This window comes from Clostridium sp., from assembly GCF_030532265.1.
Classification (GTDB): domain Bacteria; phylum Bacillota; class Clostridia; order Clostridiales; family Clostridiaceae; genus Clostridium.
Genome location: NZ_JAUNLM010000001.1, coordinates 159,773 through 184,613 on the forward strand (window position 1 = coordinate 159,773; position 24,841 = coordinate 184,613).

Consider the following 24,841-nt stretch of genomic DNA (forward strand, 5'->3'; position numbering starts at 1 on the left):
CTAAAAAATATAAAAAATTACAAGAAAATAAAAGGATTTTCAAAAAAAAAGTAGAATATTATACTTATACGAAAGTATATAAATTTAAAATGTAAACGATTAGTAATATATGTAGGAGGAATAATAAAAATGGAAGTATTAAAGGTTTCAACAAAATCAAATCCAAATTCAGTTGCAGGAGCATTAGCTGCAATAATAAAAGAGAAAAATATAGTAGAAATACAAGCTGTAGGAGCAGGAGCTATAAATCAAGCTATTAAAGCTATTGCTATTGCTAGAGGTTTTGTAGCTCCAAGTGGAAAGGATATAATATGTATACCTGCATTTACGGATATAGTTATAGATGGAGAAGAAAGAACAGCTATTAAATTAATAGTACAACCTAGATAAAATATTATTTTATCTAATATAAATATATTATTTAAAAAAATAATAATAATTTAAATTATTTAAAATAAAAGTATTGAATAGTTGAAATTTTACTAAAAAACATTTATAATGAAATGGTTAATAGGATATTAACTTAAAAAATAGTAAAGAGGTGTATTTACATGGTATCTAAAGAGGTTTTAGTTAAAAATGCTACTGGCTTACATGCTAGACCAGCAACTTTATTAGTAAAGAAAGCTTCTTCATTTAAATCAGACATAAGCTTAGAGTTTAATGGAAAGAAGGCAAATGTTAAGAGTTTAATCGGAGTTCTTTCATTAGCTGTTACTGCTAACTCAGTAGTAAACGTTATTGCTTCAGGAGATGATGAAGCTTTAGCTGCAGAAGAGATTGCAAAATTAATTGAAAACTTAGAAGATTAATTTTAAAGATTAAGGTTCCTAATTTAATTAGGAACCTTTTCTTTTATAATAAATTATGTATTATAATTTATTACTTCTGTACAAAATTACATCTAAATAATAAAGAAATTAGGTTTATTCCTGAAATGGCAACTAATACATATATTATTCTAGATATAATAGGTACACCTAAAGTTAAAAAAGTTACTAAGTTAAAATTAAGTAGTCCAACAAGTCCCCAGTTTAAAGCTCCTATTAACACAAGTAAGAAGGAAAGTTTGTCTAACCAAGTTATTTTACACATAAAAACTCCTTTAAATAAATATTATTTAAAATATATATATGAGGATATAATAAGAATAATTACTTAACTTAATGAGATTTATATAAAAATAAATAAAATGATGAAAATAAATAAAATTTATGTTATAATACGAACTATGTTAAAGTTTAATTATAATATATTCGTGTGGAGGAAAGATATGAGAAACTTATATAGTACACCTTTAAATTCAAGATATGCATCAAAAGAAATGAGTTATATTTTTTCTGATGATATGAAATTTATAACTTGGAGAAAGTTATGGGTAGCACTTGCGGAAAGTGAAAAAGAATTAGGATTAAATATAACAGAAGAACAAATTAATGAATTAAAAAAATATGTTAATGATATAAATTATGATGAAGCTATAAAAAGAGAAAAAGAAGTTAGACATGATGTAATGAGTCATGTGTATGCTTATGGACTTCAATGTGAATGTGCAAAAGGAATAATACATTTAGGGGCGACTAGCTGTTATGTTGGTGATAATACTGATGTAATAATAATGAGAGATGCGCTACTTTTAGTAAAGAAAAAAATAATAACAGTATTAGATAGATTAAGTAAGTTTGCACTTAAATATAAAGATATGCCAACATTAGGATTTACTCATTTTCAACCAGCTCAACTTACTACAGTAGGAAAGAGAGCGACACTTTGGATGCAAGATTTAGTTATGGATTTAGAAAATATAGATTTTGTATTAAGCACATTAAAATTAAGAGGGGTAAAAGGTACTACAGGAACTCAAGCAAGTTTTATGAACTTATTTAATAATGATGAAGAAAAGGTTAAGTTATTAGATAAAAAAGTTGCTGAAAAAATGGGATTTGAAAAAAGTTATGCTGTAACAGGTCAAACTTATCCAAGAAAATTAGATTCAATAGTTTTAAACACATTATCAGAGGTTGCTCAAAGTTGCTACAAGTTTAGTAATGATTTAAGATTACTACAAAGTATGAAAGAAATAGAAGAACCATTTGAAAAGCATCAAATAGGATCATCAGCTATGGCATATAAAAGAAATCCAATGAGAAGTGAAAGAATGGGTGCTTTAGCAAGATTTGTAATAGTAGATTCATTAAATCCAGCAATTACAGCATCTACTCAATGGTTTGAAAGAACTTTAGATGATTCAGCTAATAAAAGACTATCTATAGCTGAAGGCTTTTTAGCTTTAGACGGAGTTCTTAATTTATATATAAACATAGCTGAAAATATGGTTGTTTATGAAAAAGTTATAAAAGCTCATGTTAATAATGAATTACCATTTATGGCTACTGAAAATATAATGATGGAAGCTGTTAAATTAGGTGGAGACAGACAAGAACTTCATGAGAGAATTAGAATTCATTCAATGGATGCTGCAAAAAGAGTTAAAGCAGAAGGTCTTGATAATGATTTAATAAAAAGAATTATTAATGATGAAAATATAAAGCTTTCAAAAGAGCAAATAGAAAATATTATAGATCCTACTAAATTTATAGGTAGAGCGCCAAGTCAAGTTGTAGAATTTATAGATGAGTATGTAAATCCTATAATAGAAAAAAATAAAGATGCAGTTGATATAAAGAGTGAAATTACTGTTTAAAATAAAAAACTAGAAGTGTTTTGCTTCTAGTTTTTTCCTTTAATTATAATTAACTAATATGATATAATAATATTCGGTTTATTATAATTGGAAGGAGAAAAAAATGGATAAAAAAAATAAAATAATAGCTACAACTCTTATATATTTAGTTATGGTAATAGCAGCTATTGCAGAAGGTTTAATAAATATTTTTACTGTTCCAATAAAAAGTGAATTTAATATAACAGATACTAATTTATCAGTTATGTTTATGTTTGGAACATTGGCTTATTTAATATTTAATTATGTAGGTGGAGCTTTATGTGATAGAATAGGACAAAAAAGAATTATATTAGTAGGTTTGTTAGGAGCAATAATAACTAATTTAATTCAAGCTTGGTCTCCTAATTTTATAGTATTTACAATTTCTTTTGCACTTATACAAGCATTTTTAGCTTTAATGTCAATAGCTACTAATACTATAATTCCTGTAATATGGATAACAGGACAAGCTATAGCTATGAATTTGACACACTTTGCATATGGAGTAGGGCTTTCAGCCTCACAAAAACTATCAGGTATTTTAATGGTTGATGGGTTTTCATGGAGAAAAATATATATTGGATCTGCTATATTAACTTTAATAGTTTTTATAATATTTATGTTCATAAAACTTCCAATATATAAACAAGAAAAAGAAGATAAATTACCAATTACTATTATATTAAAAGATAAGTTAGTTTGGTTTTTCTTTGTAGGTCTTGGATTTTACATATTAGCAGAACAAGGAACTGGAAGATGGCTACCAACTTTTATAGAAAGTAGTTATAACAATATAAATGAATCAAAAATAGCATCATATGTGTCAATGTTCTTCTTATTATTAACTATAGGTAGACTTATAGGTGGATTTATAGTAGAAAAGATAGGGTCTATGACGGCTGTTAAATCTTTTTCTCTTATTGGTTCAATTATATTTATTATAGGATTATTTTTAGGGGAAAGTGGATTATACATTATATCAATAGCTGGATTTTTCTTTTCAATAATGTTTCCAACTGTTGTAGTAATAGTTAGTAATACATTTAAAAGAAGTACAGCTTATATTACAGGAATAATAATAGCTCTTGCAAGTGTAGTAAATATGATTGTTAATTTGTTTTTAGGGGTAGTATCAGACTTAATTGGAATAAAATTTGCAATATTTATAGTACCAATATCTATATTTATTACATTTATATTTTTATGCTTAGCTAGTAAAACAATAAAAGAAAGATAATTTATAGAGCTGAATATATAATATATTCAGCTAATTTTATTAAAAGGAGATAAATTCAATGAGTTTAAATGAAAAGAATTTTTATAATATAGTTAATAATATTAGTGAGATAGATGAAAATATAAAACATAAAACTAAAGAAAGGTTAGATTCTTTAGCTAAGCCTTTAGGCAGTTTGGGAAAATTAGAGAAAATAGGAATTAAAATATCGGGAATTACTGGTAATATAAAAAATAAATTTAATAAAAAATGTGTATTAATCTTTTGTGCGGATAATGGATTATTTGAAGAAGGAATTGCAAGTACACCTCAGTATGTAACAGTAGCGCAAACAATAAATTTTACAAAAGGGTTATCAGGAGTAGGTGTTATAGCAAAACAAAATGGTAGTGATATAGTTCCAATCGATGTTGGTATTAATAGTAATTTAAAAATAGATGGTGTAATAGATAGGAAAATAAGAAAAGGCACAAGTAATATAGCGAAAGGTCCTGCGATGAATAGAGATGAGTGTATTAAGGCACTTTTAGTAGGAATAGAAGCTGTAAAAAATGCTGTGGATAATGGATATGAATTAATTGGTGTTGGTGAAATGGGAATAGGAAATACAACAACAAGTAGTTCTATTTTAATAGCACTTACAAATTGTGATATGAATTTAGCAATAGGTAAGGGTTCTGGTCTTACAGATAGTGCATTTAAAAAGAAAAAGGAGGTTATAAAAAAAGCCTTAAATATAAATAAGCCAAATGGTTTAGATCCAGTTGATGTGTTACAAAAAGTTGGTGGGTTTGATATTGCAGCAATGACAGGAGCATTCATTGGAGCTGCTTATTATAAAGTTCCAATAGTAATTGATGGATTTATTTCAGCAGTTGCAGCAGTTACAGCTACAAAGTTAAATGATAAAGTAAGAGAATATACATTTGCATCTCATATAAGTAAAGAATTAGGATATATGAAAGCTATAGAGGAACTTGAATTAGAGCCTATGATTAATTTGGATATGAGACTTGGCGAAGGAAGTGGCTGTCCAATAGCATTTACAATTATAGATACAGCAAATGCTATTGTTAGTAATATGGCTACATTTGAAGAGTCTGGTATAGATTGCGAATACTTAGAGTCAATAAGAGATGAAAAGTGTTATAATATATAATTACTTATTAAAGGAGATAATTTATGAAAATCATTGTAATTGGAGGAACAAGGAGTGGAAAGTCATTTATAGCAGAAGAATTAAGTAAATTATTAAATGAAGAAAATAATATTTTATATTTAGCTACAATGAAACCATTTTGTTCTGAAGATAAAGAAAGAATAAGTATTCATGTAGAAAGAAGAAGAGGAAGTAAATTTAAAACAATAGAAGTATTTAAAGATATTTCTAGTATAAAAAATAAAATAAAGTATAATGATACTATTTTGTTAGATAGCATTACTACATTACTTAATAATGAAATGTTTGGTGAAGAAAAAATTAAAGAAAAAATCCATAAAAAAATATCTAAAGAAATATTGGAAATAAGTAAATTATGTAAAAACATTATAATAGTTAGTGATTATTTATTTAGTGATTCAATAATTTATGATGACTTAGTTATAAAATATACAAAAGAGCTTGCTTATATAAATAGGGAAATAGTTAAAGAGTTTGATTTAGTATTAGAATGTAGTAGTAATAATTATATAATTCATAAAGGAAAAGAAGAAGGGAAGAAATTATTAAATGAAATATATTAGAAGTTTTTTTATGTCATTATCAATGTTCTCTGTAATTCCAGCACCTAAATATAAATGGGATGATAAAAATGTAAGACATATATTGAAGTTTTATCCACTTGTTGGTGTCATAATAGGAGTTCTTTGGTATTTGATTTATATGATATTAAATTATTTTTCTATAAACTATATATTAATGTCAGCTATACTCGTTGCATTTCCAGTATATATAACAGGTATGCTACATTTAGATGGCTTTATGGATGTTAGTGATGCTATTTTATCAAGAAGAGATAGGGAAACAAAGATTAAAATTTTAAAGGATTCTTGTACTGGTGCATTTTCTGTAATAAGTTTAGTTATTTTAATAATGTTTGAGTATGCATCTGTGAATACAATTTTATTAGAAAAAAAAGAGATTATATTTATTATATTCATTCCTATAATATCTAGGAGTTTTTCTGCACTTATGATTTTAATAAATAAAGATCTTAAGGCAAGTACTTTAACTAAATTTTTTAAAGAAAATACAAATAAGTTTGACAGAATATTGCAAATAATAATTATTTCAATATTAATTATTATAATTTATTTATTATTAGGAATTAAATATGATCTTATTTTAGTTATTATGTGCATTTGTATGTTTTATAAGACATATAAAAATGTAAAAGATTTAGACGGTATAAATGGAGATGTTGCAGGATATTGTCTTATAACTGGAGAGTTAGTTGGTTTAATAACATTAGCATTAATTTAGGAGGGGATTATATGTTAGTTTTAGGTGGTGCTTTTAACGGAAAGTTAAAATATGTGAAAGATAAATATAGTTTAAAAGATGAAGAAATTTATTACTGTAAATCAGATGAAATAAATCTTGAAAAAAAAGTTATTTCAGGTTTTCATATATTTATTAGAGAAATGCTAATAAATAATAAAGATGCAATAAAATATATTGAAGAGAATAAAGAATTACTTAAAGAAAAAATTTTAATAGCAGATGATATTAATTCAGGAATTGTTCCTATAGATAAATTTGATAGAAAATGGAGAGATGTAAACGGAAAAGCTCTACAAATATTATCAAAAGAAAATACTAAGGTTATAAGAGTATTTTTTGGTTTAGAGATGGTGTTAAAAGATGAATAATTTAGAGTTGTACATTATAAGACATGGAAAAACATATGGAAATGAAAAAAGATTGTATTGTGGAAAGACAGATTTAGATTTGTCTAAAAATGGAATAGAGGATTTATATATAAATAAGAAAATATATGATAATATTAAAAAACAAATTAAATTTGACGGATATTATACTACTGGATTAAGAAGAACAAACAAAACTATGAGTATACTTTTTAGTGATAACTATAATGTTGAAGAAAATTTCAGAGAATATAATTTTGGATCTTTTGAAATGAAAGGTTATGATGAATTAAAAGAAGATAATAATTATATATCATGGATAACAGATGAAATTGGAGATTTTGTAATACCAAATGGAGAAAGTAAAAATGAGTATAGAAAAAGAATTAAAAAGGCATTTAATAATTTTATAAATAAAATATCATATGAAAATAAAAAAAGAGTTGTATTAGTATGTCATGGTGGTACAATAGGAACAATTTTAGAAGTATTTTATGATAATAGAAAAAGTTTTTATGAGTGGCAACCAGAATGCGGAAAAGGATATATATTAAGTATTAAATTTACTGAAAAAGGATTTAAAATAAATAATATAAAAGATATATACTAAATATGTATCTTTAGTAAATAAATAATAATAAACTTTTACTACTTTAAAATAACATGATAAAATAATTTATGAAATAATTAAAAATTAAGGAGAACAGTTTTAAGATGAATTTTGTATTATCATATAGTTGCGGTAAAGATAGCACATTAGCATTATATAGATTAATTAAAGAAGGTCACAATCCAGTAGGATTAATCGTTACAGTAAATAAAGATGAGAATAAATCTTGGTTTCATGGAATACCAAATGAAATTTTAGAAGAAGTTTCCAAATCACTAGAAATACCTCTAATAAAGGTAGAATGTATAGGCGATAATTATGAGGATGAATTTGAAATGGCTTTAAAAAAAGCTAAAAGTTTAGGGGCTACTAAATGTGCATTTGGAGATATAGACATAGAAGCTCATAAAAAATGGTGTACTGATAGATGTGATAATGTAGATATAGGTTATTTATTTCCCCTTTGGAATGAAGGTAGGGAAGATCTAACAAATGAATTTATAGATAGTGGATTTGAAGCTATTATAAAATGCTGCAATAATAAAGAACTAGATAGCAGTTTTTTAGGAAAAACTTTAACAAAAGATCTTGTATCACAAATAAAAAAAAGAGGTGCTGATCCTTGTGGAGAAAATGGAGAATATCACACTTTTGTTTGTAGTGGACCTATTTTTAAAAATTCAATAGAGTTTAAAATAGTAGATAGAGTTATAGGTAAAAATTATAATCATATATTAATTAGTAAATAGTTTATGAAAGGAGATTATAGCTTTGAAGAGAAATTTAATGATTTTAGGTACAGAATCAGGAGTTGGTAAAACAACTGTTTCAATAGCATTATGTAGGTATTTAAAAAATCAAGGTTATAATATAGCTCCATTTAAAAGTATAAGCATATGTAGAGAAGTTAAAAAAAATGATTTAGGAGAATATATATCAGTAGAAGAATTTGTACAAGCTGAAGCATGTGAAATAAATCCTAGAGGTATATTAAATCCTATATGTATAAAAGAAGATAGCAATAAAATACTTATAAATGGTAAGTTTTATAGAAATAAGGAAAACTTTAAATCAGACGAGCTAATAGAAGATTTTAAAGCCTTTATAACTGAAGATTTTGAAAAAGTATGTAAAGATTATGAATATAGAATAATAGAAGGAAATGGTTCAATATCACAAAAAGGATATGAATATAATTTTATATCTAATGACTTTACAAAAGAAATATCAGATTCTGATATTATATTATTATCTGATAATGAGAGAGGCGCAGCAATACCTTCATTATATGGAACTTTAATGATTATCGATGAGAATATTAAAAAATCTATAAAAGGTATTATAATAAATAAAAATAAAGATAATAGCGATTCTTTTAAAGAACAATTAAAACAATTTGAGGAATATTTCAACATACCGATTTTAGGTACTATACCATATGAAAATATAGAATTAGATAAAGAAAAAACAGTTATTAAAAAGATAAGAAGCACTAAAAGAAGTGGACTTAACATAGCAATAGTTAAATTAGATAATATATCTAATTTAACAGATTTTTATCCATTAGAGTTAGAGAAAAATATAAATATTAGATATGTTAGTTCAGAGAATGAAATAGAAGGTGCTCATTTAATAATAATACCAAGTACAAAAGATATACTAGGTGATTTAAATAAATTAAAAGAAAATGGAATGTATAATAAAATACTAGAATTACATAAAAATGGAGCAACTGTAATGGGAATTTGTAGTGGATTTCAAATGCTTGGAAAACATTTAATTGCTACAGAAGAGAAAATGCCAATAGAAGGTTTTGAAATGTTACCATTTAATACTAAGCTTTCATTAAATAAAAAAACTGCTATAGCACGAGGCATTGTTTGCTCAATGGAAAACGAATTAAAATCTTTATCTAATATAAAAATATATGGATATGAAATTCAAAATGGATATAGTGAGATGTTAGATGGTGGGGAAGTTTTTATTATAGATAAAAACAATAATATAGTTGGTTTATCTAATGAAACTGGAGATGTTTTTGGAACATATATTCATGGTATCTTTGAGGTGGAAGAATTTAGAAAAAAACTTTTAAATAGCCTTAAAGAAAAATATAATGTTGTTATTGAAAATAGTGTAGAAGAAAAAGAAAAATATAAAATTTATAGATTAAAACAATATGATAAATTAGCTAAATTAATTGAAGAAAATGTTGATTTACTTAAAGTAAAAGAATTTTTAGAAGACTCAGAAAATATTATAAATAAAGAGATAGAATTAGAAAATACAAAAGATAATAAGGAAGTAAGATAAATGAATTATGCGTTAAATGTTATATATATAGCTTTGATTTTTTATTTATTAGATTATATTTGGAGAAATAGTAAGGCTTTTAAAAAAATCTCATCTATAAAAGTATTAAACAAAAAATTAATAAAAGTATTATTAATAATTTTATCAATAATACTTATTATTGCCTGTATATATTTAAATAATATTTTAAGTACTTATTTATTAGAACAAAATATAATATCACTAATAATAAAGGGAATTAGTTTAATAATATTATATTTTGTTACATCTTTAATTTTTATTAATAAAACAAATAATAAAAAAGAAGTGGTATAAAGTGCCGCTTCTTTTTATTTTAATTATAAAATTATTTTATAATTAAAACGTATAATATTCTAAAAAGATTTCCTCGTAAATGATAATTAGAAATAATAAAAAAGACAATACTAAAATCAATTTAATATTGTCTAAAAATATTATTTAATCTTATATATCCAATCACTATGAATTGGATCAATATCACCAAATTGAATACCAATTAAAGTATCATATAATTTTTTAGTTATTGGACCAACTTCCGTTTCACTATAAAAAATATGTAAATTATCCTTGTAATATATACCACCTATTGGAGTTATTACTGCAGCCGTTCCACATGCACCAGCTTCTTTAAATATATTTAGATTATCAATAAATACATCTTCTTCTGAAGTTTCCATATTAAAATAATCTCTAGCAAGTTCTAAAAGAGAGTATTTTGTAATACTTGGAAGTATTGAAGGTGAAAGAGGAGTTATAAATTTATTATCTTTAGTAATTCCAAAAAAATTAGCTGATCCAACTTCTTCAATTTTTGTGTGAGTAGCCGGATCTAAGAATATTGCATCAGCAAATCCTAAGCTTTTAGCTTTTTTTTGTGCAATTAAACTACCGGCATAATTTCCTCCTACTTTTTGTGCTCCAGTACCATTTGGAGCAGCTCTATCATAATCAGATACCATAAAGTTTACTGGTTTCATTCCACCTTTAAAATAAGGCCCTACAGGTATACAAAATACTGAAAATATAAATTTATTTGCAGATTTAAGGCCTATATTATCACCTACACCTATTAAAAAAGGTCTTAAATATAATGTAGCACCTGTTCCATATGGAGGAACAAAATGTTCATTAGCTTTAACAACTTGTATACATGCATCAATAAATTTTTCAACAGGCACTTCTGGCATTAACAATCTTTTGCAGCTATTATTTAATCTTTCTGCATTTTTATTAGGTCTAAATAATTGTATATCTCCATTTTTTGTTCTATAGGCTTTTAAACCTTCAAAACATTGTTGACCATAATGTAAAGCTGGTGCTCCTTCTTCAATTAAAAGTTTATTATCTTCTATTAACTTACCATCATCCCATTTACCATTTTCCCATATAGATATATATCTATAATCTGTTTTAATATATTCAAAACCTAAGTTATTCCAATCTATATTTAATTTTTTCATAAAACTTATTATTTTAAGATGAAACTTAAAATAATTTCCTCCCTTCAAATTTTCAATATATTAAACATTATATTATAAATAAAATTTCAAATAAAGATAGAATATAATAATTTTAATTTGAATTTATAATACTATAAATAAAATTATAAATAAAAAGAGATAGAAAAAAATTCTATCTCTTTTTATTTATACATATGTATGTCCATTTGTGGAAAAGGAATTGAAATATTATTTTCATCAAATTTTAGTTTAACTTCTTCTAATAAATAAAAATGAACATTCCAATAGTCTTCTGTTTTACACCAAGCTCTAACTATAAAATCTATAGAACTTGCAGCTTGAGCACTTATAGCAACAAATGGCTCAGGGTCATTTAGTATTAAATTATTTTTAAGTGTTATATTATTTAATATATTTTTTACAGATTGTAAATCGCTTTCATATGCTACACTAAATGTTAAATCAACTCTTCTAATTGGTTTAGAAGAATAATTTATTAAACTTCCATTAGCTAATGCCCCATTTGGTATAAGTATTTCTTTATTATCTGAAGTAACTAAATGAGAATAAAAAATACTTATTTTTTCAACTTTACCTTGATAAGAAGCTGTTTCTATATAGTCTCCAACTTTAAATGGTCTTATAAGTAAAATTATTACTCCACCTGCAAAGTTTGATAAACTTCCTTGAAGTGCGAGACCTATGGCAAGTCCAGCAGATGCTAAAATGGCAGTAAAACTTGCAGTTGGTACACCTAAAAATCCAACGAAAGCTATTATTAATAATATTTTAAGAGCTACATCAGCAAATGCATTAAAGAAGGAAACTAATGTTAAATCAATATTTTGCTTTTTGAATAAAATGTTTAACCAAGCAATTAATTTATTAACAAGTTTCCATCCAATCCAAAGACCAATAAGGCCTATAATTAATTTTATTCCGTTTCTAGAAATCCAATTAAGTACTGAATCAAAAATTAATTCTAAGTTCAAAATACGTCCTCCTTAGTTAAATACATACCAAGCTATTATAATTGCCATTAGGATTTTTAACAATATTTTAAATGTAAAATGAATATTAATTTTATAGTAATAAATAGTTTACATATAATATAAGTACATATGGTAAAATATTCACATAATAAATATGGGGGTATAAGCGTATATGAAGGAGACTAAATTAATTCAAAAAATTGCATTAGTTGTATGTGTAATAATAGTAATAGCTTTTGTTATTATGTCATTTAGAGGAGTATTATTTTAAATATACAATTATGAAAACTAAATTATATTGATTATAAAAAGCTCGTAAAATAATGTATTTTACGAGCTTTTTAGCTTTAATATTCTGATATATTAAATTATATATAAAAGAGAAAAATATTAATTGATTATAAATCTAATAAGATATACTCGTAAATGATTATTTAAAATAAAAAAATAAATAAAAACAAAAACTTTTAAATATTGAAATTTATAATATTAATATATATAATAAAAAATATAAATAAATAAATGACAGTTCGTAAGCCTCCTGTCAAAAAACAAAACTAAGGCATCTTATAATATATAATAGATGGCTTTTTGCTGTCTTTTTTTATTGTTATTTTTGCCTTTTAATAACTAAAAATTAAGGAGAGTAATTTTAAATGCAAAGGTATAGTAAAATATTTGGAAAAAATAGTAGGGAAATGGTTATGTTAAAAGCATTTCCTTGTAAATGGGGAAGATGTAAATTTTGTGATTATATAGATGATAATTCTACAAAAACATCAGAAATTATAAAATTTAATCATAATATTTTAAAAAATATAACAGGTGAATTTGGAGTTCTTGATGTAATAAATTCTGGAAGTATATTTGAAGTTCCAGGTGAAACATTAGAAGAAATAAGAAATATTATAAATGAAAAGAAAATAAAATTATTATTTGTAGAATGTCATTGGTTGTATAAAGATAGATTAGAAGAAATTAGAGATTTTTTTAATATTCCTATTGTGTTTAGATGTGGTGTAGAAACTTTTGATAATAATTTTAGAAATAATGTATTAAATAAAGGAGCAAATTTTAGAAGCTATGATGAAGTAAATAAATATTTTGATTCAATATGTTTATTAGTTGGAATAAAAGGACAAACTAAAGAAATGATTGAGAAGGATATATATATATTAGAAAATTATTTTAAAAGAGGATGTGTAAATGTATATATTGAAAATTCAACTAATATAAAAAGAGATGAAGAGTTAGTTAAATGGTTTATTAAAAAATATGATTATTTAAAAAATAATGAAAATATAGAAGTATTAATTCATAATACTGATTTAGGGGTTGGGAGCAAAGAGAATGAATAGGTCCTATAATCTAAATGTATTTATTAAATTATCATTAGTATCTGCTGTTTACGTTGTATTAACTGTAGCAATTTCACCTTTAAGTTATGGTCCGATTCAAATTAGATTTTCTGAAATTTTGGTTTTGCTAGCATTTTATGATAAAAGATATATATCGAGTTTAACAATTGGTTGTTTAATAGCAAATTTATTAAGTCCTTTAGGTATAGTTGATATTATAGTAGGTACACTTGGAACTTTAATATCTACATATTTTATAAGCAAAAGTAAAAGTTTATTTATAGCTACATTATGGCCAACAATATTTTGTATTCCAGTGGTGTTTTTATTACATATATTACTTGGATTACCTTTTTGGTTTTATTTATTTGGATTTATGATTGGTGAATTTATTTCAGTTACATTAATTGGATATCCTATTGCTTTAATATTAAGTAAGAAAGTTGATATATTTAATAAAATTAAATTAAATTAAAAATAGTATAGATGCAAAAGCATCTATACTATTTTTCTATTTTACCATCCCAACAAAGCATTCCACCTTGTATATTTATTACATTTTCTATATTTAAATTATTTAGCAATGTAACAGCTCTAGCACTTTTATTTCCATGAGTACAAATAAAATAAACATCTTTATTTAATGGTATTTCATCGCTAAAATCTTCTATATCACATAATGGAATATTTTTTGCTGTTGGTATATGTCCAGAATTGAATTCACTTTTATCTCTAACGTCAATTAATAATAAGTCTTTTCCACTTTCAAAAATTTTTCTAAATTTATATGTTGAAATTTGTTTCATAATTCATCTCCTAAAAATAATATAATGATTTTATATTATAACATAATATATGTTAAGTTATTAATAATTTATATCAAATAATATTTAATTGCAATAGTTTTGTAAAAAATAATATAGCAAGAAAAGTTTTCTTTAAAGTAAAGAAGTTAATTAAAATAATATGTTTTTAAATATATTATATATTTATATTAAAGTTGAAATTAAATAATGTAAATTGTATAATAGCTTTATAAATAAATAAGATGACAGTTCGTAAGCCTCCTGTCAAAAAACAAAACTAAGGCAAATTTTGTTTTTTTATTTGGAATTTGAACTGAAATCTGACTTGAAAAAGGAGAAGATTTCATGAATAAAACACTACAAAGAGTAATTTTATCAGGTATTATTGCAGCTATGTATGCAGTATTAACTCTAGTTTTAGCACCTATAAGCTATGGGCCAATACAATTTAGAATTTCGGAGATAATGGTATTATTAGCATATTTCGATCCATTTTATATAATTGGATTAACATTAGGTTGCTTTATTGCAAATATTTTAGGTCCTAATGGATTATTAGATATTATATTTGGTACATTTGCAACATTTTTAAGTGTACTAGCAATATATTTAACTAGTAGATTGAAAATTAAGGATAAGTTTAATATTTTTATTGCTTCATTATGGCCAACAATATTTAATGGATTAATAATAGGCTTAATGCTTAGTTATTTATTAAATTTACCTAAGGGTTTAACTATACTTCAAGTAGGAATAGGTGAATTTGTAGTAGTATCAATAATAGGAGTTCCTATTTTTTATAAGTTAAGAAATGTTATAAGAAATAATATTTAATTAAAAAGAGTATTTTTTGTTGAGAAGAGAATATTAAAAATCTCTTCTTTATTAATATAACTTTAAATATATTAGATTTTTTATAATTAATAAGTTTGTCAAAAATAACTTGCTTTAAGCTAATTATTTTTGACAAACTTTTTTATTTAAAAAGAAATATTTTTTATTATAATATTAACAAATTAAAAATTATTTTACTGTTAAAGTTAAATAATAAACTAATTTTTTTATGAATTTAAAAATACTATAATTAAATGATATAATTATAGTATTATAATTTGTGGAGGTAATTTTATGAAAAAATTTATTTCTTGGAATGTAAATGGAATAAGAGCTTGTGTTAAAAAGGGATTTTTAGATTTCTTTAAAGAAGTTGATGCTGATATATTTTGTATTCAAGAAACTAAGTTGCAAAAAGGTCAAATTGATATAGAACTTGAAGGATATTATCAATATTGGAATTATGCAGAAAGAAAAGGTTATTCAGGAACTGCTTTATTTACAAAGGAAAAGCCTTTAAGTGTATCTTATGGAGTAGGTATAGAAGAACATGATAAGGAAGGTAGAGTAATTACCGCTGAGTTTGAAAACTATTATGTAATTACAGTTTATACACCTAATTCTCAAGATAAATTAGCTAGATTAGATTATAGAATGAATTGGGATAATATATTTAGAGAATATATAAAAACTTTAGAATTAACAAAACCTGTTATTATATGTGGAGATTTTAATGTAGCACATATGGAAATAGATTTAAAAAATCCAAAAACTAATAGAAAAAATGCTGGTTTTACAGATGAAGAAAGGAATAAATTCAGTTTATTACTAGAAAATGGCTTAATAGATACATTTAGATATTTAAATCCATCAACAGAAGGGGCATATACATGGTGGTCTTATAGATTTAATGCAAGAAAAAACAATGCTGGGTGGAGAATAGATTATTTTATTATTTCAGAGTCTTTAAAAGATAAATTGATAGATTCAAAAATACATACAGATATTTTAGGTTCAGATCATTGTCCTATTGAGATAAGAATAGATTAAGTTATTTTTTTTAGTAACTTAACTTATACAAAAACTATATTATATTATAAGCTATAATTATAGGGAATGATTATTGTGAAAAAAGTTAAAATTATAGTTTATAAATATATAATAATATTTACAATTATTTTTATAGGGTTTATAATTGCACCTTTTTTATTTAGTGGATTTTCATTTAATTATTTTAAGAGTTTAGTATTTTGGCTAGGGATATTTCCACTTATATTGATATTATCTATAATAATAATTGCTTTATTTGATAATAAAAATTAAGCTAAATGAATGCTAAAATAGCATTCATTTAGCTTTTTATAAATCTTTAAGTATAATATTTAAGTTATTATGAATTTCTTCATGCAGTACATTAAGAGAATTTAATTCATAACTATATTTATCTAACATAAGTTTTGAAAAGTTTACACAATTAGTTATAAGCTTATAATATGATTCTAATGGCATAGCATCTAGTTTTTTAGAAATACCTATTGGAAAGTTATACTCATCCTCTATATTTTGGCCAAGCAATTCCTCTTCTTTTAATGAAAGCATAATTTCTTTTATTATAATTATTATTTCATTTTCAGTTAAATTCATATTAGAAAATCTCCTTTTTAATATTTAGCTTAAAGATATTATACCAAATTTAATATGCAAAAGAAGGATATTATATATTTTTGTAGAATTATATTAATGAAAACAGTTTTATATACAAAAGTTAAATATAGGAGGGTATTTAATAATGAGTAATACTATTGGTTGCTATATTATTTTAAAAGATGATTTTAATAATATATTAATAGAAAGAAAAGGTAAAAAATCAGATAAAACGTGGAAATGTATTGGTAGATTAAAAAAAGGAAGAGAAACAGATGAAAAATGTATTTCTAATTCAGTTAAAGAAGATTTAAATACATTAGTATTTGATTTAGAAAACTTAGATGAAATTCAAATTGATACTAATAGTGATGATATAATAAAATTATACTCTGGTAAAATAAAAGAATATATTAACCTTGGTAAAAATGTTAATGAAATAAGTTGGATAAATGAGAGAACATTTGAAAATTATTTATTTTCAGATATTGATAAAAAAATACTTTTAAAGTATTTTAAAAATATAAAATAGAAAATTTTGAAAGCTAAGTGAATTGTTTCATTTAGCTTTTGTAGTTGTGTGAGGATTAATAAATGATAAAAATACGATTAGAAAAAAATAGACTAGGAGAACCAGAATTTAAAATCCGATTAAATGAAAATATTATTAAAAAAAATAGAATTTTATATAGAGGTGTTTTAGAAGGTAAAAAGATTCCAGGAATATATAATTATAAATTACCAATGAAGTACTTTTTACCAATTTACAACAATTTAAATAAAGAAAAAATAGTACTAGATACAAGAAGTATTTTAAGTTATCTAGAATTTTCAGACGAAATTGAAGAAAATTATTATTACTCTATAATTGCAACACCTAATTATATGAAAAAGTGGAGAAATTTAAATTGTCAAACTATATATAAAATTACTATTGATAGTACTACAAAAGAGCTAAAAAAAGAAGTTGCATTTAAAAAGTTAAAAATTAATTTATAAAGTAAAGGGGATAAGGTATGAGGGCTTTTATAGAAAAATTAATAGGAGAAAATGAAATTTTAAAAGAGATTAATTTATCAAGTATAAGTAATGATATAGCTAAAGATACTGTTATAATAGTAATTGATATGGTAAAGGGTTTTTGTACTGAAGGTATTCTTTCAAGCAATAGAGCTAATAGTATAGTAGATCCTATATTAAATTTATTAAATAATATGAAAGATAGTAATAAAATATTTTTCTTAGATAGTCATACAAAAGATTCTGTAGAATTAAATTCTTATCCAAATCATTGTATTTTAGGAACTATTGAAGAAGAGTTAATAGAAGAATTAAAAGATTTTTGTAAATATGATAATAAATCTGTGTTTATAAAGAAAAATTCTATAAATGGGTTTCATACAGATGAATTTAAGAATTGGTTAAAAAATAACAATAATATTAAAAATTTTATTGTAGTTGGTGTATGTACTGATATTTGTGTTGAAACATTTGTTATATCACTTAAAACATATTTTAATGAATATAATATAAATAAAAATATATATGTTCCTGTAAATTGTATTGAAACATTTGATTCTGAGAATCATAATGCAAACATTATGAATATAATATCAATTAATAAAATGAAATCTAATGGTATAAATGTAGTAAAAAAAATAGAGGGTTAAAATTCCTCTATTTTTTTATGTCTAAATATTTGCCTATAGCTATTCCTTTAGAATCATTACTGTGTCCTATATTATCAGTTACAACTAATGAAATATTATTTTCATTACAAATTTTTTTCATAATATTTATTAGTTCATTATATTGATTTTTCATAGATAACTCTGTAAATTGACCAAGTATAATACCATTTATATTAGAAAATACATTCATAAGTTTATATTGAGCTAAAAATGTACGTATTTTAGTTAAATCACCACTATAGCTTTCAAGAAATAGTACTGAATTATTAAAATCAGGAAAATATTCTGTACCAGCTAATTTTAATGTGCAGCGTATATTACCACCTATAACTATACCATTTAAAGAATTACCTTCTATAAAGGTATAATTGGAGATATTAAATAAGGAATTAGAATCATTTACTATAAATGTATTATAAAAATCTTTAAAAGCATTTTCGTTAGTTATATTCTTTAAGTTATAATAATATGAAATTTTATTAGTTTTTTTATATATTGAATTAAGTAAAACTGATAAATCACTATAACCAAAATATATAGCCTTTGAATTTTTTATACAATTAAAATCTAGATAAGGAAGTATTTCATTACATAAATCACCACCTGAAATATCAAATATATATTTTATAGAGTCGTCTTTAAAGAACTTATTTAATTCTTTTCCACGTACCTCACCAGATGAATATTGTATATTTGTTTTAAAAATATTTTTTGAAACTAAAACTTCTATATTAAAGAAATTAAAGATTTTTATTATTTCTTTTATTTTATCCTTAGAAGAAATGTTTAGTTGATTTGAACATGCAACTAATGCAATTTTATCATTAAGTTTTAAATTCATATAAATCACCTCTTATTAATTTGATTATATACTAAAACTTTAATAATAGTCTTAAATTTGATAAAATTAGATTACTTAAAGATAAAAGGAGATAATAAAATAATGAATTTAGTTACATTAGAGAACATAAGTAAAAGTTATAGTGAAAAAACACTATTAAATAATGTATCATTAGGAATAAATGAAGGGGATAAGATTGGTTTAATAGGTATAAATGGAGCTGGTAAATCTACATTTTTAAAAATAATAGCAGGAAGAGATGACTTTTTTGATGGAAATAGAATTCAAGGTAAAAATGTAAGAATAGAGTATTTATCTCAAGATACTAATTTTGATAGTGAATCTACGGTTATTGAACAAGTATTTAAAGGTGATACTAAGGAAATGAAATTGCTTATAGAATATGAAGATATATTAAATAAAATAGAAAATGGGGAAAGTTCTCTTGATAATAAATTAATAGATATTCAATCAAAAATAGATAATTTAAATTTATGGGCATTAGAAAGTGAAGCTAAAATAATATTAAATAAGCTTGGAATAAATAATTATCAAGAAAAAATGGGTAATTTATCAGGTGGACAAAAAAAGAGAGTATTTCTGGCATCAGCTCTTATAACTCCTTGCGAGTTACTTATTTTAGATGAACCTACAAACCATTTAGATTCAGATTCAATTGAATGGTTAGAAGAGTATCTAAATGCTAAAAATATTACTTTAGTAATGATTACTCATGATAGATATTTTTTAGATAGAGTAGCAAATAAGATAGTTGAACTTGATAGAGGGAATATATACTTATATGAAGGAAATTATACAAAATATTTAGAAAAAAAAATAGAGCGTATTGAGATTGAAAAAAAGCAAGAATCGAAACGTCAATCATTAATAAGAAATGAGTTAAAATGGGTTAAGAGAGGAGCAAAAGCTAGAACAACAAAGCAGAAAGCAAGACTTCAACGTTTTGAGGAGCTTGTAAATAAAGAATATATTGAAGTAAAGTCTGATATAGAAATAAATTATGTTGGAAGAAGAATAGGCAAAAAGATTTTAGAAATTGATGGATTAAGTAAATCCTTTGGAGATAGAAAGTTAATTGATAAATTTTCATATAAAGTACTTAAAGAAGATAGAATAGGAATAATTGGAAAAAATGGAGCAGGTAAAACAACCTTACTTAATATATTATTAGGAAAATTAGAACCAGAACAAGGAAAATTCGAATTTGGAGAGACAATAAAGGTTGGATATTTTTCTCAAGATTGTAGTGAATTAAATGATAGTGATAGAGTAATTGACTTTGTAAGAGAGGGAGGAGAATATATACCAACATTTGATGGAAATACTATTACTGCATCTACATTATGTGAAATGTTTTTATTTGACGGAACAATGCAATATTCTAAAATAGAAAAACTATCAGGAGGCGAAAAGAGGAGATTACAACTTCTTAGAGTTTTAATGGAATCACCTAATTTCCTTATATTCGATGAACCTACAAATGATTTAGATATAGAAACTTTAAAAATTTTAGAAGATTTTTTAGATAATTATTCAGGAATAGTTATGGTTGTATCCCATGATAGATATTTTTTAGATAGAATCTGCAATAAGATATTATCTTATGAGAACAATGGTAAATTAAAGATTTATCATGGAAATTATAGTGATTATTTAATACAAAAAGATATAGAAAATCAAAATAAATGTAATGAAAAAGACAATAAAGACAATATAAATGAAAAAATAAAAAAAGAAAAACCTAAGAGTTTAAATAAAGTTCCTAAATTTTCATTTAAAGAGCAAAAAGAATTTAAAGAAATAGATGATATAATATTAAATCTAGAAAATAAATTAGAAAAAATACAAAAAGATATAGAGGAAAATTCAACTAACTATTCTAAACTTCAAGAATTAATAGAAGAGAAAGAAGAATTAGAAATGATTTTATTAGAAAAATATGAAAGACAAGAATATTTATATAACCTAAACATTCAAATTGAGGAATATAGAAATAAAAAATAAGGAGCAAAATATATTATATGAAAGCTAAAATTTCTATTAAAGGACAACGTGAATTTTTAAGAATAGAAGCAGAAAGAATTGATATTTTAGATATCCAATTAAATGGAGTAGAATATAAGCAAATAAGAGTATTTGATAATAAGGGATCTAAATCTCAATATATTGAAAGCAATTTAATAAATTGGATAAAAGAAGAATAATAATGAATAAAAAAACAAGTAGATATATTTTACTTGTTTTTTATTTTTAATTTAAAATATATAAATTTGTATTAAAAATCAATATATTTATTAATAGTAAAATATTTATTTAAAACAGATGCAGAACATATGTTCTGAAAGCGAAAAAATAGCACTTGCCTATAAAACTAGAAAAAATAAATTTATTTAAATTTAATTATTAAAAAATAATATAAATATATCTATAAAGATATGAAATAAAGGGAAAATTATTAAACTAAGAACATATATTCGTATCATTATGTATATAAATATAATCTTTTATGGCAAGATAAAGCCTAGTTAATGTTATCCTAATTTGTAAACTATTACTGTTAAAATAGAGTAGCATAATAGTAAATAAACTATTTGTAAATTTATTCAAATAATTTATTAATCTACTAAAATATAGAAATAAATGTTGTATAATATATTTAAAAATAACTTTGGAGAAAATTATGAATATAGTAAAAAAGATAAAGTTAAGAATAATAGATAATGACAAAGAATTATCTAAAAAGAATTTTTTAGGATTTACAGAAGAACAAAAAAAGGACTTAATAAATAAACAATATAAATTTATAAGAGATTCACAATATGCACAATATTTAGGATTTAATAGAGCTATGGGTTTTTTAATGGCTGGATATTATGCTAATAATATGGATGTTAAATCAGAAGGGTTTAAAGAATATCAAAAAAATCTAACTAATAGTCTTTATATATTTGACAATATTACATTTGGGGTTGGAATAGATAGTAAAAGTTTAATTGTACAAAGGGTAAAAAAGGATTTTTCTACAGCTTTAAAAAATGGATTAGCTAAGGGAGAAAGGTCTGTAACTAACTATAAAAGAACATATCCATTACTTACAAGGCATAGAAATATAAAGTTTTTATATGCTGAAAATGAATTAGATGTATATATAGACTGGGTTAATAAAATAAGATTTAGATGTGGGTTAGGAGATCATAAAAATTCTCTGGAATTACAGCATACTTTAAGAAAAGTTATAACAGGTGAATATAAAGTTTCTGATAGCTCTATAGAATTTAATAAAAAGAATGAATTAATATTAAATCTAAATTTAAATATTCCAGAAACAAAAACAGAATTTATTAAAGATAGAACATTAGGTGTAGACTTAGGTATGGCTATACCAGCATATGTTAGTATTTCAGATTCACCATATATAAGAAAAGGATTTGGAAGTTATGAGGAATTTTCAAAGGTGAGAAATCAATTTAAAGCTAGAAGAAAAAGAATTCAAAGACAATTAGCTTTAGCTAATGGTGGAAGAGGAAGGCGTAAAAAACTTCATAGTATGGAATTCTTAAAAGATAAAGAAAAGCAATTTGCTAAAACATACAATCATAATTTATCAAAAAGAATAATAGATTTTGCTTTAAAAAATAAGTGTGAGTATATAAATTTAGAAGATATTAAATCAAATAGTTTAGAAGATAGAATATTAGGACAATGGGGATATTATCAACTTCAAGAACAAATTGAATATAAATCAAAATTAGTTGGTATTAAAGTAAGAAAAGTAAAATCAGCATATACTTCGCAAATGTGTAGTGAATGTGGTAATATAGATAAAGAAAATAGAAAAAATCAATCTACATTTAAATGTACTAATGAAAAATGTAGATTAAATAAAAAAGCAATAAATGCTGATTGGAATGCAAGTATAAATATTGCAAGAAGTAAGGAGTTTGTAAAATAATTAAAATATTTAACGGTATATTCAAATGCCGAAGAAGGAGAGATGTTTGAATATAAATTAGTTAGGCTTAAAACCAAAAACTATAAATATCTACTCGTTAAAGGTTAATCCAGATGTTGTGTTACTGTCTGGCATCATATAAAAATAAACTATATAATTTGCAGTAAGTCTATATTTTAAATGAATTACCATTAAAGCAGTTATAATCATGCTTTTCAGGATATTTTTATTTTATTAAAAAATATTACTGTAGGTTTACTGCAAATTATATAGTTTCAATAGAGAGTAAATGGCTTGGTTACTTTGTTTTGATACGGGGTTATAACTTAACTATAATTGATGTGAATGAATCAATTCTCAAATCTTTTAAGTTCATGTTTTCCCGTTATAACTTAACTATAATTGATGTGAATCTAATGAAAATCTTGTTACTTTGCTTTCTCCACTTTCGTTATAACTTAACTATAATTGATGTGAATTTATATTATGTGTGTACTATGTAATAGTACGTGATTGTTATAAGTTAACTGTAATTTTATTAAATGAAAAAAGAATGATAAATTAATATAATTTATTTACAAAGGATTATATATACATAAGAAAATAATAAGTTAAATATATTTGTAGAAATATAGAGACGTATTATAGTGTTATTTTTGAAACTTTTATCAGTAAATAGGCATTTAAAATTATATATTTAAAGGAAAGTCTTTTATGACTTTCCTTTATTTTATTGATAAAACTATTTAATTAAAAATAATTATTTCCAAAAATATTATATGAATTTATATATTTAAGTGTATAGTTTTCTTTCTCAGTTACATTTGATTTTATTAAAAGATCAAATTTATAGAAAATATGACGAGTAAATATACTAATTAATAACATTATAAATGATGCTAAATAAAATAGAAGATATATTTTATTTCCTATTTTATCAAATATAATTCCGTATATGAACTGACCTAAGGGGGTTGTACACATACTAACGCATACAAAGCATGATACTACTTTTCCAATTAAATCTTTAGGAGTTAAAATTTGTAGATATGACATTAGTTGAATTTGAAATATTGTTGATAATGATATTAATAAAGCGCAAGCAATTAATATGAAGATACTTGACTTTGGTTTCAATTTCTTTGATAGTACTCCTGATATTATACCTCCTAATATTGCACCGGCAGCAATTACACCTTGTGCATATCCATATAGACGATTAGCGGTATTAGTTGTAAATCCTAAGTATTTTGTAATTAGAACTGGAACTGCAATTAAAGTTAATGATGTAAGAAAAAAGTTAAGAGAAGCATAAATTAATGATGATTTCCACAAAGTTGGACGCTTTTTAAACATAAAAATAAAGCTTTCTTTAATATCTAAAAAACCTATAGTAAAGATATTTCCTTTTATTTTCTTATTTTCAAATGGAATATTAAGAAAAGTTTCCATATATTCAATTATAAAG

27 protein-coding genes and 1 pseudogene are annotated in these 24,841 nt (G+C 23.5%); 21 read left to right on the forward strand and 7 right to left on the reverse strand.

Translation table 11 applies throughout. The features are described from left to right. Positions 1-129 precede the first annotated feature (129 nt). Positions 130-390, forward strand: coding sequence for a stage V sporulation protein S (locus tag Q4E08_RS00815; RefSeq protein WP_024614742.1), 261 nt, complete (start codon positions 130-132; stop codon positions 388-390). A 161-nt stretch (positions 391-551) separates the two neighbouring features. Then, entirely contained in the window at positions 552-812 is a 261-nt protein-coding gene (locus tag Q4E08_RS00820) for an HPr family phosphocarrier protein (protein WP_024614743.1), read from the forward strand. A 70-nt stretch (positions 813-882) separates the two neighbouring features. On the opposite strand, the gene Q4E08_RS00825 is transcribed toward Q4E08_RS00820, so the two are convergent. Then, the gene (locus tag Q4E08_RS00825) at positions 883-1,095 is read right to left on the reverse strand and encodes a DUF378 domain-containing protein (RefSeq protein WP_303127146.1); all 213 of its coding nucleotides are present in this window, start codon (positions 1,093-1,095) and stop codon (positions 883-885) included. 178 nt (positions 1,096-1,273) lie between these two features. Here Q4E08_RS00825 and purB point away from each other — a divergent pair, with 178 nt between their 5' ends. The 9 genes from purB to Q4E08_RS00870 all read left to right on the forward strand — a co-directional run bounded on the left by purB (position 1,274) and on the right by Q4E08_RS00870 (position 9,753). Further along, entirely contained in the window at positions 1,274-2,704 is a 1,431-nt protein-coding gene (gene purB / locus Q4E08_RS00830; protein WP_303127148.1) for an adenylosuccinate lyase, read from the forward strand. A 103-nt stretch (positions 2,705-2,807) separates the two neighbouring features. Then, positions 2,808-3,962, forward strand: coding sequence for a sugar MFS transporter (locus Q4E08_RS00835; RefSeq protein ID WP_303127150.1), 1,155 nt, complete (start codon positions 2,808-2,810; stop codon positions 3,960-3,962). A gap of 58 nt (positions 3,963-4,020) precedes the next feature. Beyond that, positions 4,021-5,121, forward strand: a complete 1,101-nt coding sequence (cobT, locus tag Q4E08_RS00840) for a nicotinate-nucleotide--dimethylbenzimidazole phosphoribosyltransferase (RefSeq protein WP_303127152.1) — start codon at positions 4,021-4,023, stop codon at positions 5,119-5,121. A gap of 23 nt (positions 5,122-5,144) precedes the next feature. Beyond that, positions 5,145-5,705 carry a bifunctional adenosylcobinamide kinase/adenosylcobinamide-phosphate guanylyltransferase gene (locus Q4E08_RS00845; RefSeq protein ID WP_303127154.1) on the forward strand — a complete coding sequence of 187 codons (561 nt, stop codon included), beginning with the start codon at positions 5,145-5,147 and terminating at the stop codon, positions 5,703-5,705. Further along, a complete protein-coding gene (locus tag Q4E08_RS00850) occupies positions 5,692-6,444 on the forward strand; it encodes an adenosylcobinamide-GDP ribazoletransferase (RefSeq protein ID WP_303127156.1) in 753 nt (250 codons plus the stop codon). The genes Q4E08_RS00845 and Q4E08_RS00850 overlap by 14 nt, the downstream gene beginning before the upstream one ends. Before the next feature lie 11 nt (positions 6,445-6,455). Continuing rightward, complete coding sequence (locus Q4E08_RS00855; RefSeq protein WP_303127158.1) at positions 6,456-6,833, forward strand: bifunctional adenosylcobinamide kinase/adenosylcobinamide-phosphate guanylyltransferase; 378 nt, start codon at positions 6,456-6,458, stop codon at positions 6,831-6,833. Continuing rightward, entirely contained in the window at positions 6,826-7,440 is a 615-nt protein-coding gene (locus tag Q4E08_RS00860; RefSeq protein WP_303127160.1) for a histidine phosphatase family protein, read from the forward strand. Before Q4E08_RS00855 ends, Q4E08_RS00860 begins: the two co-directional genes overlap by 8 nt. A 104-nt stretch (positions 7,441-7,544) precedes the next feature. Further along, positions 7,545-8,189 carry a diphthine--ammonia ligase gene (locus Q4E08_RS00865; protein ID WP_303127162.1) on the forward strand — a complete coding sequence of 215 codons (645 nt, stop codon included), beginning with the start codon at positions 7,545-7,547 and terminating at the stop codon, positions 8,187-8,189. 22 nt (positions 8,190-8,211) lie between these two features. Beyond that, entirely contained in the window at positions 8,212-9,753 is a 1,542-nt protein-coding gene (locus Q4E08_RS00870) for a cobyric acid synthase (RefSeq protein ID WP_303127164.1), read from the forward strand. Between the two features lie 455 nt (positions 9,754-10,208). Here the strand turns inward: Q4E08_RS00870 and Q4E08_RS00875 are convergent, their stop codons facing one another. Next, positions 10,209-11,234: a branched-chain amino acid aminotransferase gene (locus tag Q4E08_RS00875; protein WP_303127166.1), complete on the reverse strand. Its 1,026-nt coding sequence runs from the start codon at positions 11,232-11,234 to the stop codon at positions 10,209-10,211. Positions 11,235-11,416: 182 nt separating this feature from the next. Continuing rightward, a complete protein-coding gene (locus tag Q4E08_RS00880) occupies positions 11,417-12,226 on the reverse strand; it encodes a mechanosensitive ion channel family protein (protein ID WP_303127169.1) in 810 nt (269 codons plus the stop codon). A gap of 656 nt (positions 12,227-12,882) precedes the next feature. Here Q4E08_RS00880 and Q4E08_RS00885 point away from each other — a divergent pair. Both Q4E08_RS00885 and Q4E08_RS00890 read left to right on the forward strand, forming a co-directional pair. Then, entirely contained in the window at positions 12,883-13,584 is a 702-nt protein-coding gene (locus Q4E08_RS00885) for a radical SAM protein (RefSeq protein ID WP_303127171.1), read from the forward strand. Next, positions 13,577-14,059 (forward strand): QueT transporter family protein, encoded by a 483-nt coding sequence (locus Q4E08_RS00890; protein ID WP_303127173.1) that lies wholly within the window; start codon positions 13,577-13,579, stop codon positions 14,057-14,059. Before Q4E08_RS00885 ends, Q4E08_RS00890 begins: the two co-directional genes overlap by 8 nt. 28 nt (positions 14,060-14,087) lie before the next feature. Here the strand turns inward: Q4E08_RS00890 and Q4E08_RS00895 are convergent, their stop codons facing one another. Continuing rightward, positions 14,088-14,390: a rhodanese-like domain-containing protein gene (locus Q4E08_RS00895; protein ID WP_303127174.1), complete on the reverse strand. Its 303-nt coding sequence runs from the start codon at positions 14,388-14,390 to the stop codon at positions 14,088-14,090. Between the two features lie 345 nt (positions 14,391-14,735). On the opposite strand from Q4E08_RS00895, the gene Q4E08_RS00900 reads away from it, so the two are divergent. Together Q4E08_RS00900 and Q4E08_RS00905 are read left to right on the forward strand one after the other, a co-directional pair. Continuing rightward, positions 14,736-15,224, forward strand: coding sequence for a QueT transporter family protein (locus tag Q4E08_RS00900; RefSeq protein WP_303127176.1), 489 nt, complete (start codon positions 14,736-14,738; stop codon positions 15,222-15,224). Positions 15,225-15,518: 294 nt separating this feature from the next. Then, a complete protein-coding gene (locus Q4E08_RS00905) occupies positions 15,519-16,274 on the forward strand; it encodes an exodeoxyribonuclease III (RefSeq protein WP_303127178.1) in 756 nt (251 codons plus the stop codon). 309 nt (positions 16,275-16,583) lie between these two features. On the opposite strand, the gene Q4E08_RS00910 is transcribed toward Q4E08_RS00905, so the two are convergent. Further along, on the reverse strand, positions 16,584-16,868 hold the full coding sequence (locus Q4E08_RS00910) for a hypothetical protein (RefSeq protein ID WP_303127180.1): 285 nt from the start codon (positions 16,866-16,868) through the stop codon (positions 16,584-16,586). Positions 16,869-17,013: 145 nt separating this feature from the next. On the opposite strand from Q4E08_RS00910, the gene Q4E08_RS00915 reads away from it, so the two are divergent. From Q4E08_RS00915 to Q4E08_RS00925, 3 genes are all read left to right on the forward strand, one after another. Next, a complete protein-coding gene (locus Q4E08_RS00915; protein WP_303127182.1) occupies positions 17,014-17,400 on the forward strand; it encodes a DNA mismatch repair protein MutT in 387 nt (128 codons plus the stop codon). 62 nt (positions 17,401-17,462) lie between these two features. Then, complete coding sequence (locus tag Q4E08_RS00920) at positions 17,463-17,867, forward strand: hypothetical protein (RefSeq protein ID WP_303127184.1); 405 nt, start codon at positions 17,463-17,465, stop codon at positions 17,865-17,867. A 17-nt stretch (positions 17,868-17,884) separates the two neighbouring features. Then, positions 17,885-18,538 carry an isochorismatase family protein gene (locus tag Q4E08_RS00925; protein ID WP_303127186.1) on the forward strand — a complete coding sequence of 218 codons (654 nt, stop codon included), beginning with the start codon at positions 17,885-17,887 and terminating at the stop codon, positions 18,536-18,538. A gap of 7 nt (positions 18,539-18,545) precedes the next feature. Here the strand turns inward: Q4E08_RS00925 and Q4E08_RS00930 are convergent, their stop codons facing one another. Continuing rightward, a complete protein-coding gene (locus Q4E08_RS00930; RefSeq protein ID WP_303127188.1) occupies positions 18,546-19,400 on the reverse strand; it encodes an LD-carboxypeptidase in 855 nt (284 codons plus the stop codon). A 102-nt stretch (positions 19,401-19,502) separates the two neighbouring features. Between Q4E08_RS00930 and Q4E08_RS00935 the strand changes: the two genes are divergently transcribed. The 3 genes from Q4E08_RS00935 (at position 19,503) to Q4E08_RS00945 (ending at position 23,373) form a co-directional block, all read left to right on the forward strand. Continuing rightward, positions 19,503-21,425 (forward strand): ATP-binding cassette domain-containing protein, encoded by a 1,923-nt coding sequence (locus Q4E08_RS00935; RefSeq protein ID WP_303127190.1) that lies wholly within the window; start codon positions 19,503-19,505, stop codon positions 21,423-21,425. Positions 21,426-21,442: 17 nt separating this feature from the next. Beyond that, positions 21,443-21,625, forward strand: coding sequence for a hypothetical protein (locus Q4E08_RS00940; protein WP_303127192.1), 183 nt, complete (start codon positions 21,443-21,445; stop codon positions 21,623-21,625). Between the two features lie 476 nt (positions 21,626-22,101). Then, complete coding sequence (locus Q4E08_RS00945) at positions 22,102-23,373, forward strand: transposase (RefSeq protein WP_303127194.1); 1,272 nt, start codon at positions 22,102-22,104, stop codon at positions 23,371-23,373. A gap of 750 nt (positions 23,374-24,123) precedes the next feature. On the opposite strand, the pseudogene Q4E08_RS00950 reads toward Q4E08_RS00945, so the two are convergent. Continuing rightward, positions 24,124-24,841 (reverse strand): annotated as a pseudogene (locus tag Q4E08_RS00950) (hypothetical protein); the annotation flags it as partial.

Coding starts and splice junctions, on each gene's coding strand:
- purB (WP_303127148.1), top strand. CDS start 1,274: ATGAGAAACTTATATAGTACACCTTTAAATTCAAGATATGCATCAAAA.
- Q4E08_RS00915 (WP_303127182.1), top strand. CDS start 17,014: ATGAGTAATACTATTGGTTGCTATATTATTTTAAAAGATGATTTTAAT.
- Q4E08_RS00890 (WP_303127173.1), top strand. CDS start 13,577: ATGAATAGGTCCTATAATCTAAATGTATTTATTAAATTATCATTAGTA.
- Q4E08_RS00885 (WP_303127171.1), top strand. CDS start 12,883: ATGCAAAGGTATAGTAAAATATTTGGAAAAAATAGTAGGGAAATGGTT.
- Q4E08_RS00940 (WP_303127192.1), top strand. CDS start 21,443: ATGAAAGCTAAAATTTCTATTAAAGGACAACGTGAATTTTTAAGAATA.
- Q4E08_RS00900 (WP_303127176.1), top strand. CDS start 14,736: ATGAATAAAACACTACAAAGAGTAATTTTATCAGGTATTATTGCAGCT.
- Q4E08_RS00920 (WP_303127184.1), top strand. CDS start 17,463: ATGATAAAAATACGATTAGAAAAAAATAGACTAGGAGAACCAGAATTT.
- Q4E08_RS00860 (WP_303127160.1), top strand. CDS start 6,826: ATGAATAATTTAGAGTTGTACATTATAAGACATGGAAAAACATATGGA.
- Q4E08_RS00820 (WP_024614743.1), top strand. CDS start 552: ATGGTATCTAAAGAGGTTTTAGTTAAAAATGCTACTGGCTTACATGCT.
- Q4E08_RS00825 (WP_303127146.1), bottom strand. CDS start 1,095: ATGTGTAAAATAACTTGGTTAGACAAACTTTCCTTCTTACTTGTGTTA.
- Q4E08_RS00855 (WP_303127158.1), top strand. CDS start 6,456: ATGTTAGTTTTAGGTGGTGCTTTTAACGGAAAGTTAAAATATGTGAAA.
- Q4E08_RS00865 (WP_303127162.1), top strand. CDS start 7,545: ATGAATTTTGTATTATCATATAGTTGCGGTAAAGATAGCACATTAGCA.
- Q4E08_RS00930 (WP_303127188.1), bottom strand. CDS start 19,400: ATGAATTTAAAACTTAATGATAAAATTGCATTAGTTGCATGTTCAAAT.
- Q4E08_RS00935 (WP_303127190.1), top strand. CDS start 19,503: ATGAATTTAGTTACATTAGAGAACATAAGTAAAAGTTATAGTGAAAAA.
- Q4E08_RS00910 (WP_303127180.1), bottom strand. CDS start 16,868: ATGAATTTAACTGAAAATGAAATAATAATTATAATAAAAGAAATTATG.
- Q4E08_RS00945 (WP_303127194.1), top strand. CDS start 22,102: ATGAATATAGTAAAAAAGATAAAGTTAAGAATAATAGATAATGACAAA.
- Q4E08_RS00905 (WP_303127178.1), top strand. CDS start 15,519: ATGAAAAAATTTATTTCTTGGAATGTAAATGGAATAAGAGCTTGTGTT.
- Q4E08_RS00925 (WP_303127186.1), top strand. CDS start 17,885: ATGAGGGCTTTTATAGAAAAATTAATAGGAGAAAATGAAATTTTAAAA.
- cobT (WP_303127152.1), top strand. CDS start 4,021: ATGAGTTTAAATGAAAAGAATTTTTATAATATAGTTAATAATATTAGT.
- Q4E08_RS00845 (WP_303127154.1), top strand. CDS start 5,145: ATGAAAATCATTGTAATTGGAGGAACAAGGAGTGGAAAGTCATTTATA.
- Q4E08_RS00895 (WP_303127174.1), bottom strand. CDS start 14,390: ATGAAACAAATTTCAACATATAAATTTAGAAAAATTTTTGAAAGTGGA.
- Q4E08_RS00875 (WP_303127166.1), bottom strand. CDS start 11,234: ATGAAAAAATTAAATATAGATTGGAATAACTTAGGTTTTGAATATATT.
- Q4E08_RS00815 (WP_024614742.1), top strand. CDS start 130: ATGGAAGTATTAAAGGTTTCAACAAAATCAAATCCAAATTCAGTTGCA.
- Q4E08_RS00835 (WP_303127150.1), top strand. CDS start 2,808: ATGGATAAAAAAAATAAAATAATAGCTACAACTCTTATATATTTAGTT.
- Q4E08_RS00850 (WP_303127156.1), top strand. CDS start 5,692: ATGAAATATATTAGAAGTTTTTTTATGTCATTATCAATGTTCTCTGTA.